The organism is Streptomyces sp. NPDC026538, assembly GCF_055567535.1.
Map to the genome: position 1 here is coordinate 321,409 of NZ_JBVHQG010000004.1, position 17,626 is coordinate 339,034.

16 protein-coding genes are annotated in these 17,626 nt (G+C 72.6%); 10 read left to right on the forward strand and 6 right to left on the reverse strand.

Going from position 1 to position 17,626, the window contains the following annotated elements; all coding sequences use genetic code 11:
* Positions 1 to 60 precede the first annotated feature (60 nt).
* The 4 genes from egtA to egtD are packed head-to-tail and all read left to right on the forward strand — an operon-like array spanning position 61 to position 4,557.
* Positions 61 to 1,389 (forward strand): ergothioneine biosynthesis glutamate--cysteine ligase EgtA, encoded by a 1,329-nt coding sequence (gene egtA, locus ACZ4N4_RS18535; protein WP_467589817.1) that lies wholly within the window; start codon positions 61 to 63, stop codon positions 1,387 to 1,389.
* Complete coding sequence (gene egtB / locus ACZ4N4_RS18540; protein ID WP_467589819.1) at positions 1,386 to 2,714, forward strand: ergothioneine biosynthesis protein EgtB; 1,329 nt, start codon at positions 1,386 to 1,388, stop codon at positions 2,712 to 2,714. Before egtA ends, egtB begins: the two co-directional genes overlap by 4 nt.
* Complete coding sequence (egtC, locus tag ACZ4N4_RS18545) at positions 2,714 to 3,598, forward strand: ergothioneine biosynthesis protein EgtC (RefSeq protein WP_467589822.1); 885 nt, start codon at positions 2,714 to 2,716, stop codon at positions 3,596 to 3,598. Before egtB ends, egtC begins: the two co-directional genes overlap by 1 nt.
* Positions 3,595 to 4,557 carry an L-histidine N(alpha)-methyltransferase gene (gene egtD / locus ACZ4N4_RS18550; RefSeq protein ID WP_453567271.1) on the forward strand — a complete coding sequence of 321 codons (963 nt, stop codon included), beginning with the start codon at positions 3,595 to 3,597 and terminating at the stop codon, positions 4,555 to 4,557. The genes egtC and egtD overlap by 4 nt, the downstream gene beginning before the upstream one ends.
* Before the next feature lie 9 nt (positions 4,558 to 4,566).
* On the opposite strand, the gene ACZ4N4_RS18555 is transcribed toward egtD, so the two are convergent.
* Both ACZ4N4_RS18555 and ACZ4N4_RS18560 read right to left on the reverse strand, forming a co-directional pair.
* Positions 4,567 to 5,829 (reverse strand): extracellular solute-binding protein, encoded by a 1,263-nt coding sequence (locus tag ACZ4N4_RS18555; protein WP_467589825.1) that lies wholly within the window; start codon positions 5,827 to 5,829, stop codon positions 4,567 to 4,569.
* A gap of 136 nt (positions 5,830 to 5,965) precedes the next feature.
* Positions 5,966 to 6,457 (reverse strand): FBP domain-containing protein, encoded by a 492-nt coding sequence (locus tag ACZ4N4_RS18560; protein ID WP_467589828.1) that lies wholly within the window; start codon positions 6,455 to 6,457, stop codon positions 5,966 to 5,968.
* Between the two features lie 71 nt (positions 6,458 to 6,528).
* Between ACZ4N4_RS18560 and ACZ4N4_RS18565 the strand changes: the two genes are divergently transcribed.
* The 3 genes from ACZ4N4_RS18565 to ACZ4N4_RS18575 all read left to right on the forward strand — a co-directional run bounded on the left by ACZ4N4_RS18565 (position 6,529) and on the right by ACZ4N4_RS18575 (position 8,645).
* Entirely contained in the window at positions 6,529 to 7,098 is a 570-nt protein-coding gene (locus ACZ4N4_RS18565; RefSeq protein ID WP_467589831.1) for a TetR/AcrR family transcriptional regulator, read from the forward strand.
* A 74-nt stretch (positions 7,099 to 7,172) separates the two neighbouring features.
* Positions 7,173 to 8,351: a GDSL-type esterase/lipase family protein gene (locus ACZ4N4_RS18570; RefSeq protein ID WP_467589834.1), complete on the forward strand. Its 1,179-nt coding sequence runs from the start codon at positions 7,173 to 7,175 to the stop codon at positions 8,349 to 8,351.
* A 78-nt stretch (positions 8,352 to 8,429) separates the two neighbouring features.
* Positions 8,430 to 8,645: a dodecin gene (locus tag ACZ4N4_RS18575; RefSeq protein ID WP_089106102.1), complete on the forward strand. Its 216-nt coding sequence runs from the start codon at positions 8,430 to 8,432 to the stop codon at positions 8,643 to 8,645.
* 103 nt (positions 8,646 to 8,748) lie between these two features.
* Here ACZ4N4_RS18575 and ACZ4N4_RS18580 read toward each other — a convergent pair whose 3' ends face one another.
* The gene (locus tag ACZ4N4_RS18580; RefSeq protein ID WP_467589837.1) at positions 8,749 to 9,240 is read right to left on the reverse strand and encodes a phosphatase domain-containing protein; all 492 of its coding nucleotides are present in this window, start codon (positions 9,238 to 9,240) and stop codon (positions 8,749 to 8,751) included.
* 265 nt (positions 9,241 to 9,505) lie between these two features.
* Between ACZ4N4_RS18580 and ACZ4N4_RS18585 the strand changes: the two genes are divergently transcribed.
* A complete protein-coding gene (locus ACZ4N4_RS18585; protein WP_467589840.1) occupies positions 9,506 to 10,504 on the forward strand; it encodes an LLM class flavin-dependent oxidoreductase in 999 nt (332 codons plus the stop codon).
* On the opposite strand, the gene ACZ4N4_RS18590 is transcribed toward ACZ4N4_RS18585, so the two are convergent.
* On the reverse strand, positions 10,505 to 12,976 hold the full coding sequence (locus tag ACZ4N4_RS18590; protein ID WP_467589843.1) for an ATP-dependent Clp protease ATP-binding subunit: 2,472 nt from the start codon (positions 12,974 to 12,976) through the stop codon (positions 10,505 to 10,507). It lies immediately after the preceding gene.
* 162 nt (positions 12,977 to 13,138) lie between these two features.
* Here ACZ4N4_RS18590 and ACZ4N4_RS18595 point away from each other — a divergent pair, with 162 nt between their 5' ends.
* Together ACZ4N4_RS18595 and ACZ4N4_RS18600 are read left to right on the forward strand one after the other, a co-directional pair.
* Complete coding sequence (locus ACZ4N4_RS18595) at positions 13,139 to 13,333, forward strand: antitoxin (RefSeq protein ID WP_453567285.1); 195 nt, start codon at positions 13,139 to 13,141, stop codon at positions 13,331 to 13,333.
* A 71-nt stretch (positions 13,334 to 13,404) separates the two neighbouring features.
* Entirely contained in the window at positions 13,405 to 15,744 is a 2,340-nt protein-coding gene (locus ACZ4N4_RS18600; RefSeq protein WP_467589846.1) for an ATP-binding cassette domain-containing protein, read from the forward strand.
* Between the two features lie 218 nt (positions 15,745 to 15,962).
* Here ACZ4N4_RS18600 and ACZ4N4_RS18605 read toward each other — a convergent pair whose 3' ends face one another.
* The gene (locus ACZ4N4_RS18605) at positions 15,963 to 16,826 is read right to left on the reverse strand and encodes a lysophospholipid acyltransferase family protein (RefSeq protein WP_467589849.1); all 864 of its coding nucleotides are present in this window, start codon (positions 16,824 to 16,826) and stop codon (positions 15,963 to 15,965) included.
* On the reverse strand, positions 16,826 to 17,599 hold the full coding sequence (locus tag ACZ4N4_RS18610; RefSeq protein WP_453567291.1) for a GNAT family N-acetyltransferase: 774 nt from the start codon (positions 17,597 to 17,599) through the stop codon (positions 16,826 to 16,828). Before ACZ4N4_RS18610 ends, ACZ4N4_RS18605 begins: the two co-directional genes overlap by 1 nt.
* Positions 17,600 to 17,626: the final 27 nt, after the last annotated feature.

Below are 17,626 nucleotides of genomic sequence, written 5' to 3' on the forward strand. Positions count from 1 at the left end.
CGTCCCGGACCCATCCACGGCCGGGCCGGCGGCATGGTGGAATCTCAGGAGGATCCCTACATGTCCGACTCGATATCCGACGGTGGCGACTGTACCGACGGCTCGGTGAAGACCGACTTCTCGGACGACCGCACAGCCGTCACCGAAGCCGAGGTGGAGGCCCTGGTCAAGGGCATCTGCTTCAAGACCGGCCCGCCCCGCACGGTCGGGGTCGAAGTGGAATGGCTGGTCCACGAGCTGCGGCGACCGCAGCTCCCCGTGACACCAGAACGACTCGAAGCGGCCTACGCCGCACTGCGCACGGTACCCCTGGGGTCGGCGCTCACCGTCGAACCCGGCGGTCAGCTGGAGCTGAGCTCGCCGCCCGCCGCCTCCCTGATGGAGTGCATCGGCACCGTGTCCGCCGACTTGGACGCCGTACGGGCGGTCCTGGCCGATCTCGGTCTCGGTCTCGTCGGCGCCGGCCACGATCCCTGGCATCCGCCCCGCCGCTTCCTGCGCGAGCCGCGCTACGACGCGATGGAGGCCTGGCTGGACCGGACCGGCCCGGCCGGCCGGCACATGATGTGCGCCTCGGCCTCCGTACAGGTCTGCCTGGACGCCGGCCACGAGGAGCCCGGCCCGCTGGGACACGTCCGCCGCTGGTGGCTGGCCCACCAGCTGGGCCCGGTCCTGGTGGCCGCCTTCGCGAACTCCCCCCTGGTGGGAGGACGGCCCACCGGCTGGGTCTCCACCCGGCAGCTGGTGTGGATGGAGATCGGCGCGGGCCGCGCGGGAGCGCCCCCGCTGGCCGGCGACCCGCGCACGTCCTGGGCCCGGCACGTGCTGGACGCCCCGGTGATGTGCGTACGGCGGGACAGCGGCCCCTGGGAGGTGCCGGAAGGACTCACCTTCCGGGAGTGGACCCGGTCGGGGTCGCCCACCGGGGCCGATCTGGCCTACCACCTCACCACGCTGTTCCCGCCGGTCCGGCCGCGCGGTCATCTGGAGCTGCGGATGATCGACGCGCAGCCCGGGGACGACGGCTGGATCGTGCCGCTGGCGGTGACGACGGCGCTGTTCGACGACCCGGAGGCCGCCGAGACCGCGTACCGGACGGTGAAACCGCTGACCGAGCGTGCGCGGCCACGGTCGGCCCCGCACAATCCGCTGTGGATCGACGCGGCCCGGACCGGGCTCGGCGACCCGGAGCTGCACGAGGCCGCCGTCGCCTGTTTCGCGGCGGCGCTGGAGGCCCTGCCCCGGCTGGGCGCGACCCCCGAGGTCACGGCGGCCGTGGCGGCGTACTTCGACCGGTACGTCCGCCAGGGCCGCTGCCCGGCCGACGACCTGCTGGACCCCCTGCGCGGCACATCGGGCCGCGCCCACGGGAAGGACATCCCCGCATGACCGCCCCCGAGACCGACATCGACATCGAGACCCTGCGGGACCGGGCCCTGAAGTCCCTGATCACGGCCCGGGACCGCACCACGCTCCTCACCAGCTGCGTGGAGGAGCCCGACCTCACCGCCCAGCACTCCCCGCTGATGTCCCCGCTGGTCTGGGACCTGGCGCACATCGGCAACCAGGAGGAACTCTGGCTGCTGCGCAACGTCGGCGGCCGGGAGGCGATGCGCCCCGAGATCGACAGCCTCTACGACGCCTTCGAGCACCCGCGTTCCGAACGGCCCACGCTGCCGCTGCTGCCGCCCGCCGAGGCCCGGCGCTATGCGGCCGAGGTGCGCGGGCGGGCCCTGGACCTGCTGGAGGGCTCGGCGTTCATCGGCGGCACCAGGCTGACCGAGGCGGGGTTCGCCTTCGGGATGATCGCCCAGCACGAACAGCAGCACGACGAGACGATGCTGATCACCCATCAGCTCCGCAGGGGCCCCCAGGCGCTGACCGCCCCCGACCCGGACCCGGCGCCGCCGTTCACCGGCCCGGCCGAAGTCCTGGTCCCCGGCGGCCCGTTCACCATGGGCACCTCCACCGAACCGTGGGCACTGGACAACGAACGCCCCGCGCACCGGCGGGAGGTGGCGCCCTACTGGATCGACACCACCCCGGTGACCAACGGCCGGTACCTGGCGTTCATCGAGGACGGCGGCTACGAGACCGAGCGGTGGTGGACGCCCGAGGGCTGGGCGCACATCCGCGAGCACTCGATCGTCGCCCCGCACTTCTGGCACCGTGAGGGCGGTCAGTGGCTGCGCCGCCGGTTCGGGGTCACCGAGGTCGTGCCGCCCGAGGAACCGGTGCTGCACGTGAGCTGGTACGAGGCGGACGCCTACGCCCGATGGGCCGGCCGCCGGCTGCCCACCGAGGCCGAGTGGGAGAAGGCCGCCCGGCACCACCCCGGCGAGAACCGGTCCCGGCGCTACCCGTGGGGCGACGCGGAACCGGCCCCGGCACACGCCAACCTCGGGCAGCGCCATCTGCGTCCCGCCCCGGCGGGCAGCTACCCGGAGGGCGAGTCGCCGCTCGGTGTACGGCAGTTGATCGGCGACGTCTGGGAGTGGACGTCCAGCGACTTCCTCCCCTACCCCGGCTTCTCCGCCTTCCCGTACAAGGAGTACTCGGAGGTGTTCTTCGGCCCCGAGTACAAGGTGCTGCGCGGCGGTTCGTTCGCCGTGGACCCGGTGGCCTGCCGGGGGACGTTCCGCAACTGGGACTACCCGATCCGGCGGCAGATCTTCTCCGGTTTCCGCACCGCCCGTACCGCGGAGACTGTCTGATGTGCCGTCATCTGGCGTATCTGGGACCCGCGGAGTCGCTCGGCCGGCTCCTCGTGGAGCCCGGACATTCCCTGTACCGCCAGTCGTGGGCACCCCGGCGGCAGCGGTACGGGACGGTCAACGCCGACGGTTTCGGCGTGGGCTGGTACGCCTCCGAGGATCCGCAGCCGGCCCGCTACCGGCGGGCCGGCCCGATCTGGGCCGACCAGTCCTTCGCCGACCTGGCGCGGGTGGTGCGCACCGGCGCGCTGCTGGCGGCCGTGCGGGACGCGACCCTGGCGGGCGCGGACGCGGAGGCCGCGGCGGCGCCGTTCGCCGCGGGCCGCTGGCTGTTCAGCCACAACGGGGCGATCCCCGGCTGGCCGCAGTCCGTGGCGTCCCTCGTCCCGCTGCTGCCCCCGGTCGACCTGCTGTCGATGGAGGCGCGCACCGACTCGGCGTTCGTCTGGGCGCTGGCCCTGCACCGGCTGCGGTCCGGCACACCGCCGGGCCCAGCCCTTGCCGAAACGGTTCTCCAGGTCGCCGAGGCGGCCCCGACCGCCCGGCTGAACCTCCTGCTCACCGACGGTGAGACCATCGCCGCCACCGCCTGGGGGGACAGCCTCTGGTACCTCTCGGAACCCGGCCACCGCACCGTCGTCGCCTCCGAGCCGTACGACGACGACCCGCGCTGGCGGGAGGTCCCCGACCGCACGCTGCTCGTCGCGAGCCGCCGGGGCGTCACCCTCACCCCGGCCGGGAAGCCGGTCGAGGACGGCACCGCCCAGGATGCCCGGACCCAGGACGACCCGGTCGAGAACCCGGTCGAGGCCCCGGCGTCTTCCCCCACTCTCGACTCCGTTCGAGCGGGGGCACCCTCATCCCCGAAGGAGCCCTGTACGTGAGTCCCCTCCGTGTCACCCGCACCCTTCCCGAGGACGCGACGGACGCCGCGCTGCGCGCCGATGTCCTCAACGGCCTCACCGCCACCCCCAAGACGCTGCCGCCGAAGTGGTTCTACGACGCCCGGGGCAGCGAGCTGTTCGAGCAGATCACCGAGTTGCCCGAGTACTACCCGACCCGGGCCGAGCGGGAGATCCTGCGCGACCGGTCCGGCGAGATCGCCGCCGCGAGCGGGGCCCGCACCCTGGTGGAACTGGGCTCCGGCTCCTCCGAGAAGACCCGCCTGCTGATCGACGCCCTCACCTCCCTCGAGGTGTACGTCCCGGTCGACGTCAGCGAGAGCGCGCTGACCCAGGCCGGGCAGGCGCTCATCGAGGAGCGGCCGGCGCTCTCCGTGCACGCCCTGATCGCCGACTTCACCGGCCGGATGAGCCTGCCCGAGACGCCGGGGCCACGGCTGCTGGCGTTCCTCGGCGGCACGATCGGAAATCTGCTGCCCGCCGAGCGGGCCCGGTTCCTGGCCTCGGTACGGGCGCTGCTCACCCCCGGTGACGCGCTGCTCCTCGGCACCGACCTGGTCAAGGACGAGGACGTACTGGTCCGGGCGTACGACGACGCGGCCGGGGTGACGGCCGAGTTCAACAAGAACGTCCTGGCCGTCGTCGACCGGGAGCTGGGCGCCGACTTCGCCCCGGACGCCTTCGACCATGTCGCCCTGTGGGACGCGGACGAGGAGTGGATCGAGATGCGGCTGCGCTCCCGGGTCGCGCAGACCGTGAAGGTGCCGGCGCTCGACCTGGCCGTGGACTTCGCGGCGGGCGAGGAGCTGCGCACCGAGGTCTCGGCGAAGTTCCGGCGGGACGGGGTGACCGCCGAACTGGCCGCCGCCGGACTCGGTCTGACCAACTGGTGGACCGACTCGCAGGGCCGCTTCGCGCTCTCCCTGAGCGTCGCCCGCTGACCCGCCGGCTCACCCGAAGTCCGGCGCGAGCAGTTCGGTGATCCGCCGGGAGGCACGGCGGGCCTCGGTCGCGGGGTCCGCCCCGCCGAGCACCTTGGTCATGTAGCCCTTGATCGGGTTGTCGGCCTCGACCGCCGGCCAGTCCGGGGAGTGGGGGGTCGCCCGTCCCTGCGCGGCTCCCGCCGCCATGGCGGCGACCCCCTCCGACCCGGCGACCGCGCCCGCCAGGGTGGTCTTGTTGGGCACGTAGTTCATGGTGCGGGCCAGTTCGGTGTCCCACTTGGCGCCGGCCAGGGCCCCGACCACGGCGGTCGCGTCGTAGGGCCGCTCGGTGTTCTGCGGTACGACGAGGTCGGAGCCGCCGGTGAAGACCGCGCCGGGGTGGTCCGCGGTGCGGCCCGGCACCGGGAAGTAGCCGATCTCGTCCTTGAGTTCGGGGTTCTCCTGCACGATGGACTGGGCGAGGCCGGGCACCGCGACGAGCTGTGCGACCTGACCGCCCGCGAACACCTGGGCCTGGGGCGGGTGTTCCTCGTCGGCGTCGACGGGCCCGTGACCGAGGGCCTGGAGCCGCCGGTAGAAGTCCATCCCGCGCAGCGCCGCCGGGCTGTCCAGGGCGCCCTTCCAGCCGGCGTCCGTCTCCTCGGCGAGATCACCGCCCTCGTCCCAGACGAACCCGGAGAGCGTGTACCAGTCCTGCCCGGCAAGGTAAATTCCCTGGTTCCCGCCCGAGTTGAGCTTCTCGGTGTCGGCCAGCCACTCGTCGCGCGTCTTGGGCGGGGAGGTGATGCCGGCCTTCTTGAAAAGATCCTTGCGGTAGATGACCACGCGGTTGGCGGCGTACCAGGGGATGCCGTACTGACGGGAGTCGTCCCGGCCGGGTTCGGCGAGGCCGGGCAGCCAGTGCTCCTTGCCCCAGTCCCGCATCGACTCCAGGGTGAGGTCGGTGAGCCGACCGTCCTCGACGTACTGGGGGACCTGGGTGTTGCCGACCTCGATGACGTCGGGGGCGCCCGCGGAGTCGGACTTGAGCGCCGCCTGCACCTTGTCCACGATCCCGGTCCACTGCTGGATACGGATGTCGAGGCGGATGTCCTTGTGGGTGCGCTCGAAGTCCGCGGTGAACCGGCGCAGGAAATCCGCCGACGCACTGTTCTGCATCAGCCACACCGTGACGGTGTGCCGCCCGCCCGATCCGCCGGGCAGGACGCCACAGGCACTGAGCAGCGCGGCGGACACACAGACGAGGGCGAGCGGGCGACGACGTCTCACGAGGGGGTTCCTGTTCTGTCTGGCGGACAGCGGAGAAGACCCGACGTGGGGGAACGAGCACGGGTGCCCGTACGGGTGTACGGGATTTTGGTATGGACCAATGCGCAGGGTCAAGGGTGCAGGCCCAATGACCGGCTCAGGCGGCGACCCTGGCGATGAACGCCGCGAGGTTCCCGACGGTCCGCTGGATCTTCTCCTCCAGGGTGAGCGACTCGGGCAGGCGCGAGCCGGCGCCCGCGTCCTTCCTGCCCCGCACGTACAGCGGGCAGGCGAGGTCACTGCATATATAGACGCCCACGGAGTTCCCCTGCTGCCCGGCCTTGCCGGCTTTCGGGGCGACCATCAGCGAGACGCCTCCGGTGTGGGTGGTCAGGCAGATCGAGCACATGCTGCGCCGCGTCTGCCAAAAGGTGGCGCTGGTTGCGCGCAGGGCGAGTGCCACCGGACGGCCGTCCAGCTCGACGGCGAGGTACCCCCGGTCGGGGGCCTGGGGGTCCCGCCAGCCGAGGAAGTCGAGGTCGTCCCACGGCCGGTCGGCCAGGTCACCGGGGACGGACAGGCGCTTGGCCTCACCCTTGGTGCAGTTCACGAAGGCGGTGCGGATCTCCCGCTCGTTCAGGGGTCTCATGAGCGGCAGACTAATTTGCCTATAAGCTTTAGGCAAATGCATTATGGCTGTCGCCAGGCAGGAGGAGAGTTATGGCCCGAGCAGGGCTGACCCCGGAGCGGCTCACCGTGGCGGGGGCGGAGCTGGCCGACGAGGTCGGCTTCGACCAGGTGACCGTCTCGGCGCTCGCCCGGCGGTTCGACGTCAAGGTCGCGAGTCTGTACTCGCACCTCAAGAACTCCCAGGAACTCCGGACCAGGATCGCCCTGTTCGCCCTGGAGGAGCTCGCCGACCGGGTGGCCGACGCCCTGGCGGGGCGGGCCGGCAAGGACGCCCTGGCCGCCTTCGCGGACGCCTACCGCGACTACGCGCGGGAGCACCCCGGCCGGTACGCCGCCGCCCGGCTCCGGCTCGATCCCGAGACGGCGGCCGCCAGCGCCGGGGTACGGCACGCCCAGATGACACGGGCGATCCTGCGCGGCTACGACCTGACGGAGCCGGACCAGACGCACGCGGTCCGGATGCTGGGCAGCGTCTTCCACGGCTACGTCAGCCTGGAACTCGCCGGGGGCTTCGAGCACAGCGCCCCCGACGCGCGGGAGTCCTGGGCCTGGATCGTGGACTCCCTCGACGCCCTGCTGCGCAGCCGGGCTCCATCCTGACCGGCGGTTGTCCGATGTCCCGCATCGTCGCCGCCCCTGGACCATCCGTACATGTTCGTCAACGGACCGAGGCAATGAGCACCGAACACGAGTGGATCACCACACCCGTCACCGTGGACATCCTGCGCGGCTTCCTCGACGTGGAGGCGACCCCGCACGGGCTGCTGCCGCATCGGCTGCCCGCCCGGGCGCGCCGGCAGATCCCCGACAACCAGCTGGCCCTGGCCGAGGCCCAGCCCTCCGGCGTGCGGCTGGTCTTCCGCACCCGGGCCACCACCGTCGAACTGGACACCCGGCCCACCAAGCGGGTGTACCGAGGGTTCCCGGCCCCCGCGGACGGCGTGTACGACCTGCTGGTCGACGGCCGCCTCACGGCCCAGGCCACGGTGACCGGCGGCAACGTGTACACCATCACCGACATGTTCACCCAGTCCGCCGAGCTGACGGAGGGGCCGGCCGGCACCGCCCGGTTCACCGGTCTCCCCGCCGGTGTCAAGGACGTCGAGATCTGGCTTCCGCACACGGAGGTCACCGAGCTGATCGCGCTGCGCACCGACGCCCCCGTCGAGCGGGCACCGGAGAGCGGGCGCAGGGTGTGGCTGCACCACGGCAGTTCCATCAGCCACGGCTCCAACGCCACGCATCCGACCGGCGTCTGGCCGGCCCTGGCAGCCGCCCGGGGCGAAGTGGAGCTGGTCAACCTGGGGTTCTCCGGCAGTGCGCTGCTGGACCCGTTCACCGCCCGTGCCATGCGGGACACCCCCGCGGACCTGATCAGCCTGAAGATCGGGGTCAACGTCGTCAATGCCGACGCGATGCGCCTGCGCGCCTTCACCCCCGCGGTGCACGGCTTCCTGGACACCCTCCGCGAGGGGCATCCGACCACGCCGCTGCTGGTCGTGTCCGCCCTCCTGTGCCCGGTCCAGGAGGACACCCCCGGGCCGCTCGCGCCCGACTTCGACGGCAAGACCCTGCGGTTCAGGGCGACCGGAGATCCGGCCGAACGCGCCGCCGGGCGCCTGACGCTCAACGTCATCCGCGCCGAACTCGCCCGGATCGTCGCTCAGCGGGCGGCCGACGATCCGAACCTGCACTACCTCGACGGCCGTGACCTGTACGGCGAGCGGGACCACGCGGAATTCCCGCTGCCCGACGAGGTGCACCCCGATCCGGCGGGGCACCGGCGCATCGCCGAGAACTTCGGACGGCTCGCGTTCGGCACCGGGGGCCCCTTCGCCAGCAGGACCGGCTGACCGGGGTCGCGGACGGCGACGCCTCGCGCTCCGCTCCCGGATGGGGCACCTTGGAATGACGACGAGAGGAGCATCCCGATGCCGAACCACACCTACCGGGTCACCGAGATCGTCGGCACCTCGCACGAGGGCATCGACCAGGCCATCCGCAACGGTGTCGCACGCGCCAACCAGACCCTGCGCAACCTGGACTGGTTCGAGGTGACACAGGTCAGGGGCCAGATCGAGAACGGGCAGATCGAGCACTACCAGGTGGGCCTGAAGGTGGGCTTCCGCATCGACGACGAGGGCTGACACCCACGAAACCGCGGCCGCACGGGGCTCAGCCCGCCGGGCGGCGTCAGACCCGCCGGGTGCCATCAGACCCGCCAGGTGGCGTCAGACCCGCCGGGCGGGCTCAGGTCCGCCCCTCCCCCTCCTGGGCCTGCTCCAGCTCGGCCGAACGGTCGGCCCAGCGGGCCCGCACCACGGTGAATCCGGCCCGTTCGGCGTCGTCGCACACCAACTCGTCGTCGTCGACCAGGACGCGGACCTCACGTCGTTCGGCGAGGCGGCGCAGGATCTCCAGCTTGGTGTGCCGGGCGGGCCTGCGGTCGGCGTTGCGCCGCATGTGCACCCGCCCCTCGGGCAATCCGTGCGCGGCGAGCCAGTCCAGGGTGTCACGCCGGCAGCGGTCGGGCCGCCCGGTGAGATAGACGATCTCGCACTCCCGCGCGGTCGCAACGGCCAGCGCGATCCCCTCGGCGAGCGGCGGATCGTGCGGCGCGGCCGCGAAGAACGCGTCCCAGTCCCGGGGCCTGCGCTCCAGGAACCGCTGCCGGTGCGCGGTGTCGGCGAGGGTGTTGTCGATGTCGAACACGGCGATCGGACGCTTGCTGCTCTCGGTCACGCGGCAACCCTAGCCGGGCACCGGCACCGCCCCCGGGGCCCCGGACCGCGGACCGCGGACCGCAGACCGCAGACCGCAGACCGCAGACCGCAGACCGCAGACCGCAGACCGCAGACCGCAGACCGCTGATGGGATCCGGTCACCGCCGAAGGCGGCCGCCTCCTGGTTCCGCGGCACCTGGTCAGGGCCTGCGAGCGCGGTCTGCCGCGCCCCGGGGAGTGACGGGCGGCGGGAATCCTGGGACCGCCCCGGTGTTGAAACCTCTGTGAACGCACTGATCGCCCGGACCCGGTTCTCCGTCCTCGACCGTTCCCGCACCCGGGAGGGGCACGCCCCCGGTGCGGCGCTGCGGGACACCGTGGCACTGGCGCGGGAGGTGGAGGCGCTCGGGTACCACCGGTTCTGGGTGTCGGAGCACCACGGTGTGCCCGGGGTCGCCGGTTCGGCGCCGACCGTGCTGGCCGCCGCCGTCGCCGCCGCGACCCGGACCATCCGGGTCGGGACCGGCGGTGTCATGCTGCCGAACCACCGGCCCCTGGTCGTGGCCGAGCAGTTCGGGGTGCTGGAATCGCTGTTCCCCGGCCGGATCGACATGGGCCTCGGCCGGTCGGTGGGTTTCACCGACGGGGTCCGCAGGGCGCTGGGGCGTGACAAGGGCGACGCCGACGACTTCGCGGCGCAACTCGGCGAGCTGCTCGGCTGGTTCGAGGGCACCTCGCCGACCGGGGTACGGGCCCGCCCGGCCGAGGGGCTGCGGGTGCCGCCGTTCGTGCTGGCGATGGGCGAGGGCGCGGACATCGCGGCCCGCGCCGGGCTGCCGATGGTCATCGGCGATCTGCGCGACCGGGAGAGGATGCGACGCGGCATCGACCACTACCGCGACCGCTTCCGCTCCTCCCCCTGGGCGGCCGAGCCCTATGTCGTGATCTCCGGGACGGTCGCCGTCGCCGGCACCCCCGAGGCGGCCCGCCGGCTGCTCGTCCCCGAGGCCTGGTCGATGGCGTACTCCCGCACGCACGGCAGTTTCCCGCCGCTGCCCCCGGCCGAGGCGGTGGGGACCCGCACGATGACCGTGAAGGAACGCGGCCTGTACGAGTCCGGTCTCGCCGGGCACCTCGCCGGTACCGAGGAGCAGGTCGCGGACGAGCTGGAGACGGTCCTGAAGGAGACGGCCGCCGACGAGGTGCTGGTCACCACCAGCACCTACGACCGCGCGGCCCTGCTGGACTCCTACCGGCGGCTGGCCGGGATCGTGAACCCCTGATCAGACCGAGGCCGGTTTGTCGGAGCGGATGACGATCTCCCCGTCGGCCGCGTCCACCACCGCCCGGTCGCCCGCCGTGAGCTGGCCGGACAGCAGCAGGTCGGCGAGGCGGTCGTCGACCTCGCGCTGGATGGTGCGGCGCAGCGGGCGGGCGCCGAAGTCGGGTTCGTGACCGAGGTTGGCGAGCAGTCCCGCGGCCGCGTCGGTGACCTCGAGGCCGACCTCCTGGGCGTGCAGGCGGCGCCGGGTGTGCTCCAGCAACAGGTCGACGATCTCGCGCAGTTGGGTGCGGTCCAGGCCGCGGAAGACGATGATCTCGTCGATGCGGTTGAGGAACTCCGGCCGGAAGTGCTGCTGCAGGGCCGGCATCACGGCCTCGCGGACCTTGGTGTAGTCCTCGGTGCCGGCGGCCAGGATGCGGTCGGCGCCGATGTTCGACGTCATGATGACGACGGTGTTCTTGAAGTCGACGGTGCGGCCCTGGGCGTCGGTGAGCCGGCCGTCGTCCAGCAGCTGGAGCAGGGTGTTGAAGACGTCCGGATGCGCCTTCTCCACCTCGTCGAGCAGCAGCACGGCATACGGCTGCCTGCGCACCGCCTCGGTGAGCTGACCGGCCTCCTCGTGGCCGACGTATCCGGGCGGGGCGCCGACCAGCCGGGAGACCGTGTGGCGCTCCTGGAACTCGCTCATGTCCAGGCGGATCATGCGGGTCTCGTCGCCGAAGAGGGCGGCGGCCAGGGCGCGGGCCAGCTCGGTCTTGCCGACGCCGGTCGGGCCCAGGAAGAGGAAGCTGCCCACCGGACGGTTGGGGTCGCTCATGCCGGCCCGGGCGCGGCGGACCGCCCGGGCGACGGCGGTGATCGCCTCGTCCTGCCCGACGACCCGCTCGTGCAGGTGCTCCTCCAGCTTCATCAGCCGCTCCCGCTCCTCCTCGGTGAGCTGGGCGACCGGGATGCCGGTGGTGCGGGAGACGACCTCGGCGATGTCCTCGGCGGTGACCTTGGGCGCGTGCTCCTCGGCCGTGCTCGCCTGCTCATGCTCGGTCTCGGCCTCCTTGATCCGGTCGCGGAGTTCCTTGGCGCGCTCGTACTCCTCGTCGGCGACGGCCTGGTCCTTCTCCCGGTTCAGGGCGGCGATCCGGTCCTCGATGTCCCGGGTGTCGGTGGGCGGGGTCTTCGAGCGCAGCCGGACCCGGGCGGCGGCCTGGTCCATCAGGTCGATCGCCTTGTCCGGCAGGAAGCGGGAGGTGATGTACCGGTCGGAGAGCTCGGCCGCCGCGACGACCGCCTCGTCGGTGATCCGGACCTGGTGGTGGGCCTCGTAACGGTCGCGCAGCCCGCGCAGGATCTCGATGGTGTCGTCCACGGAGGGCTCACCGACCAGGATGGGCGCGAACCGGCGTTCCAGGGCCGCGTCCTTCTCGATGTGCTTGCGGTACTCGTCGATCGTGGTCGCACCGATCAGGTGCAACTCGCCACGGGCGAGGGCGGGTTTGAGGATGTTGCCCGCGTCCAGCGACCCGTCGCCGCCCCCGCCGGCACCGACGACGGTGTGCAACTCGTCCAGGAACAGCACCAGTTGGTCGCTGTGCTCGCGGACCTCGTCGAGGAGCTTCTTCAGCCGCTCCTCGAACTCGCCCCGGTACTTGGTGCCGGCCACCATCCCGGCCAGGTCCAGGGAGACCAGCCGCTTGCCCTCGAGGGTCTTGGGCACGTCGCCGGCGATGATCCGCTGCGCGATGCCCTCGACGATGGCGGTCTTGCCGACCCCGGGATCACCGATCAGGACGGGGTTGTTCTTGCTGCGCCGGGAGAGCACCTCGATGGTCTGCTCGACCTCGTCGTCCCGCCCGATCACCGGGTCCAGGCGCCCGGCCTGGGCGTCCTCGGTGAGATCACGGCCGTACTCGTCGATGGTCGGCGTGGTGCTGGGCTTCTTCCGCTCCGCCGCGCCCTCGACCGGCATCCGGGCCGGTTCCCAGCCGCTCTCGCCGAGCGCCCGCCCGGCCGTCGACTCCGGGTTCGCGGCGAGCGCGCGCAGCAGGTGCTCGGGGCCGATGTAGGAGGCGCCCTCGGCGCGGGAGATCTGGTACGCGTCGAGCAGGGCGCGCTTGGCGGCCGGGGTGAGGGCGGTGGGCTCCGTCGTCCCGGTGCCGCCGTGGCCGGCGGTGAGCCGCTCGCGGAGGTGGTCGGGGTCCGCGCCGGCCTCGGTGAGCAGCCGTCGGGTGGAGTCGTGCGTGGTGGCCGCGGCCAGCAGATGCCGGGCGTCCACTTCGTCGCTGCCCTCGGTGGCGGCGAGGTCACGGGCCTCGGCCACCAACTCGCGCGCCCGCTCGGAGAGCAGGCTGCCGATGTCGACGCGCTGCGGGCGGCGGGCCGGTGCGGCCGGTCCGGATCCGCCGAAGAAGCGGGACATCAGCTCGTCGAAGTCTTCGAAGGGACTGCGTCCGTATCCGAAACCGGGAGTGCTCATGAGGCCCGGGCCTTTCTGCGATCAACTCGTGGTCGGCGGGATTCTGCGTCTTCCAACCTCGCACAGGCACGCTGGGCCCGCACGGGGACGCCCGCCGAGATGCGGACCGGGCCGGGGCCGGTGACGCTGGTGAGGAAACCTCAACCAGCGAGGAGGGCTGCCATGTCCATGCTGGACAAGCTCAAGGGGATGCTCAAGGGCCACGAGGACCAGGCCAAACAGGGCGTCGAAAAGGGCGGCGACATGATCGACCAGCGGACCGGAAACAAGTACCGGTCCCAGGTCGACACGGGTCAGCAGAAGGCCGACGACTACATCGACCAGAGCCGGAACCGGAACAACCCTCCCCAGCCCTGACCGACCGCCGCACTGGCTAGACTCGCGGGGTTTGTCCCTGCCCGGCGAGTCGGCCGTACGGAGTCTGCCCGATGCACAGCGCCCACGATCCGTACGTCCGCGTTCGTGGCGCCCGCGAGCACAACCTCAAGGGTGTCGACGTGGACATCCCCCGGGACGTGCTGGCCGTCTTCACGGGTGTGTCCGGCTCGGGGAAGTCGTCCCTGGCGTTCGGCACGATCTACGCCGAGGCCCAGCGGCGCTACTTCGAGTCGGTCGCACCGTACGCGCGCAGGCTGATCCACCAGGTGGGGGCGCCGAAGGTCGGTGAGATCAGCGGGCTGCCGCCGGCGGTCTCGCTGCAGCAGCGCCGCTCGGCCCCCACCTCCCGCTCCTCGGTCGGGACGCTCACCAATCTCTCCAACTCCCTGCGGATGCTCTTCTCGCGTGCCGGGAACTATCCGCCGGGCGCGGAGCGGCTCGATTCCGACGCGTTCTCCCCCAACACGGCGGTCGGCGCCTGCCCGGAGTGCCACGGCCTGGGCCGGGTCCACCGGACGACCGAGGAGTCGCTGGTCCCCGACCCGTCGCTGTCGATCCGGGACGGCGCGATCGCCGCCTGGCCGGGCGCCTGGCAGGGCAAGAACCTGCGGGACGTCCTCGACGCGCTCGGCCACGACGTGGACCGGCCCTGGCGCGAACTGCCCGCCGAGGAGCGGGAGTGGATCCTGTTCACGGACGAGCAGCCGGTGGTCACCGTGCACCCGGTCCGGGACGCCGACCGCATCCAACGGCCGTACCAGGGCACGTACATGAGCGCCCGCCGGTACGTCATGAAGACCTTCTCGGACTCCAGGAGCCCGGCTCTGCGGGCGAAGGCGGAGCGGTTCCTGAGCAGCGCGCCCTGTCCGGTGTGCGGCGGCAGCAGGCTGCGGCCCGAGGCACTCGCCGTGACCTTCGGAGGCCGTACGATCGCCGATCTGGCGGCCCTGCCCCTGACCGAGCTCGCCGGGCTGCTCGGCGGCGCCCCCGCGACGGAGACCGCGCGGGTGCTCACCGAGGACCTCACCTCCCGCATCGCCCCGGTCGTCGAACTCGGCCTCGGCTATCTGAGCCTGGACCGGGCGACTCCGACGCTCTCCGCGGGCGAACTCCAACGCCTGCGTCTGGCGACGCAGTTGCGCTCCGGGCTGTTCGGTGTCGTCTACGTCCTGGACGAACCGTCGGCCGGGCTGCACCCGGCGGACACCGAGGCGCTGCTGACGGTGCTGGAGCGACTGAAGGCGGCCGGGAACTCGGTGTTCGTGGTGGAGCACCACCTGGACGTGGTGCGCGGCGCCGACTGGCTGGTGGAGGTGGGCCCCGGCGCGGGTGAGCACGGTGGCCGGGTACTGCACAGCGGGCCGGTGGCACAGCTGGCCGGGGTCGCGGAGTCCGCCACCGCCCGCCACCTGTTCGCGGCGGAGCCCGCTCCGGCCCGTCGACTCCGCTCTGCCGCCGGGTGGTTGAAGGTAGGTCCGGTCACCCGGCACAACCTGCGCGCGGTCACCGCCGAGTTTCCGCTCGGTGTCCTCACCGCCGTCACCGGCGTCTCCGGCTCGGGCAAGTCGACGCTGATCGGCGAGATCACCGAGGAGCTGGACGGGGTCGGCCGCCTGGTCTCTGTCGACCAGAAGCCGATCGGCCGCACCCCGCGTTCCAACCTGGCCACCTACACCGGCTTGTTCGACGTCGTACGGAAGGTGTTCGCGGCCACCGACCGGGCGCGGGAGCGTGGTTACGGCGCGGGGCGGTTCTCCTTCAACGTGACCGGAGGGCGCTGCGAGACCTGCCAGGGCGAGGGTTTCGTCAGCGTGGAGCTGCTGTTCCTGCCCAGTACCTACACGCCCTGCCCGGACTGCGGCGGGGCGCGCTACAACCCCGAGACACTCGAAGTGCCCTACCGGGGACGGAACATCGCCGAGGTGCTGGACCTGACCGTGGAGAGCGCGGCGGAGTTCTTCGCGGACATCCCGGCCGTGGCGCGCAGCCTGCGCACCCTGCTCGACGTGGGGCTCGGCTATCTGCGACTGGGGCAGCCCGCCACGGAGCTGTCCGGTGGCGAGGCCCAACGCATCAAGCTGGCCGGTGAGTTGCAGCGTGGTCGGCGCGGTCCCACCCTCTACCTCCTCGACGAGCCGACGACGGGCCTGCATCCGGCCGACGTCGAGGTGCTGATGCGCCAGTTGCACGGGCTGGTGGACACCGGGCACACGGTCGTCGTGGTCGAGCACGACATGGCGGTGGTGGCGGGCGCGGACTGGGTGATCGACCTGGGGCCGGGCGGCGGGGACCGGGGCGGCCGGATCGTCGCGGCGGGCCGGCCGGCCGAGGTCGCACGGGCCGAGGGCAGTGTCACAGGGCCCTATCTCGCCCGGTCCCGCCCGCGATGATCTTCAGGAACGGTTCAGGTCGCCCCTGGATTTTGGGCGTATGCATGGACACCACCCCCGCACCCCCGAAGCCGAGCGCACCCGCCGCTGGTTCATGAACAAGGCGTTGCTCGCCGGCGGTGCCGCCGCGCGGGCGGCGGTGGTGGCATGGGCGGTCCGGGCGGCACGCCGACCCAGCAGCACATCCACACCATCATCCGCACGCCCAACGGCGGCGACTACGGGGTCGACCTGCTCAAGCTCCACTTGGAGACCGACCACTGAGAGCCCTTGCCGGGGCTCACCAGAGCCGCGTGCGTCCAGGCCGGCCCGTGGGTCACCGGCTGGGCGGCGCGGGCGAGGGTGCGACGGTCCGGGTGGCGGCCGGCGGGTATCAGCGGCCGTATGTCCACCTCGGCCACCAGGCCACGGGTCGACACCACTCGCCACAGGGAGGCCAGCAGCGTGTCCTGACCGACATAGGCGGGCACGGTGCTGGCCTCGCCTGCTTCCAGCCGGTAATGCAGCCGCACCGGCTGGACGGGCGTGCCGGCGTCCAGGGCGGCCTGGAACACGGCCCGCCGGAACCGGCCCTGGGCCCGGCCGCACCAGGTGCTGCCCTCGGGGAAGGCGACCACCGCGGCGCCCTCCCGCAGCGCGCCCGAGATCCGGCCGACCGTGTCCGGCAGCGCGCGCAGCCGGTCCCGGTCGATGAACAGCGCCCCGGCGCCGGCCACCAGCGCGCCGGCCACCGGCCACTCGCGGATCTCCTTCTTGGCGAGCATCCGCGCGGGCCGTACGGCGGCGAGCAGCGGGATGTCCAGCCAGGAGATGTGGTTGGCGACAAGGAGCACCCCACCGGTGCCCGGGGCACTGCCGGTGGTCCGGACCCGGACCCCGGCGGCCCGGACGACCAGCCGGGAGAACCGCCGCACCCACTCGGTGGGAATCCTCCCGCCGAGCGGGAGCAGCACGATCGCGACCAGCAGCAGGGCCACGACCGCGGCGAACCGCAGCACGGCGCGGGGCAGGACCGTCAGGGACCCCGCGGACTCCACGCACGCGCCGGGGGTGCACGGCGCGCTGGGCAGCCAGACGCTCATCAGGCCGGGACGAGCGAGAGGAAGTGCCGCAGATAGCGCGCGTTGACCCGGCGCATCGACAGCAGGACGTACATGTCGGCGACCCCGAAGTCGGGGTCGTGCGCGGGCTCGCCGCACACCCAGGCGCCCAGGCGCAGGTAGCCGCGGAGCAGCGCGGGCAGTTCGGCCCGGCCCTCCGGGGCCGGCCCCTCGGGCACCCACGGGCGCAGCGGTCGTACCCGCAGCTCCTCCGGGGCCAGGTGCTTGGCCTGCACCCGCTCCCAGGTGGCGGCCGCGAGGGCGCCACCGTCGGCGAGCGGGACGGAGCAGCAGCCGGCCAGCCACTCGTGGCCGCGGTCCACCATGTACCGGGCTATGCCGGCCCAGATGAGACCGATCACGGCGCCGTCGCGGTGGGCGGGGTGCACACAGGACCGGCCGACCTCGACCAGGTTGGAGCGAATGCCGGCGAGCGGGCCGAGGTCGAACTCGCCCTCGGAGTAGAGGCGGCCGGCGACGGCGGCGCGCTCGGGCGGCAGCAGCCGGTAGGTACCGACGACCTCGCCGGTCAGGGCTTCCCGGATCAGGAGGTGGTCGCAGAACGCGTCGAAGGCGTCCACGTCCAACCCCGGTTCCGGCCCGTCGAGCCGGGCACCCATCTCTCCGGCGAACACCTGGTAGCGCAGTCGCTGCGCGGCCCGGACGTCGTCCTCGTCACGGGCGAGCTGCACCAGATAGCCGGAGTCCCCGGGCGGGGCGGCGAGAGCAGGGGGTGAGGCGGGCATGGCGGTCATGGAGGTCTCCTGCGCCGAGCGGTAGCT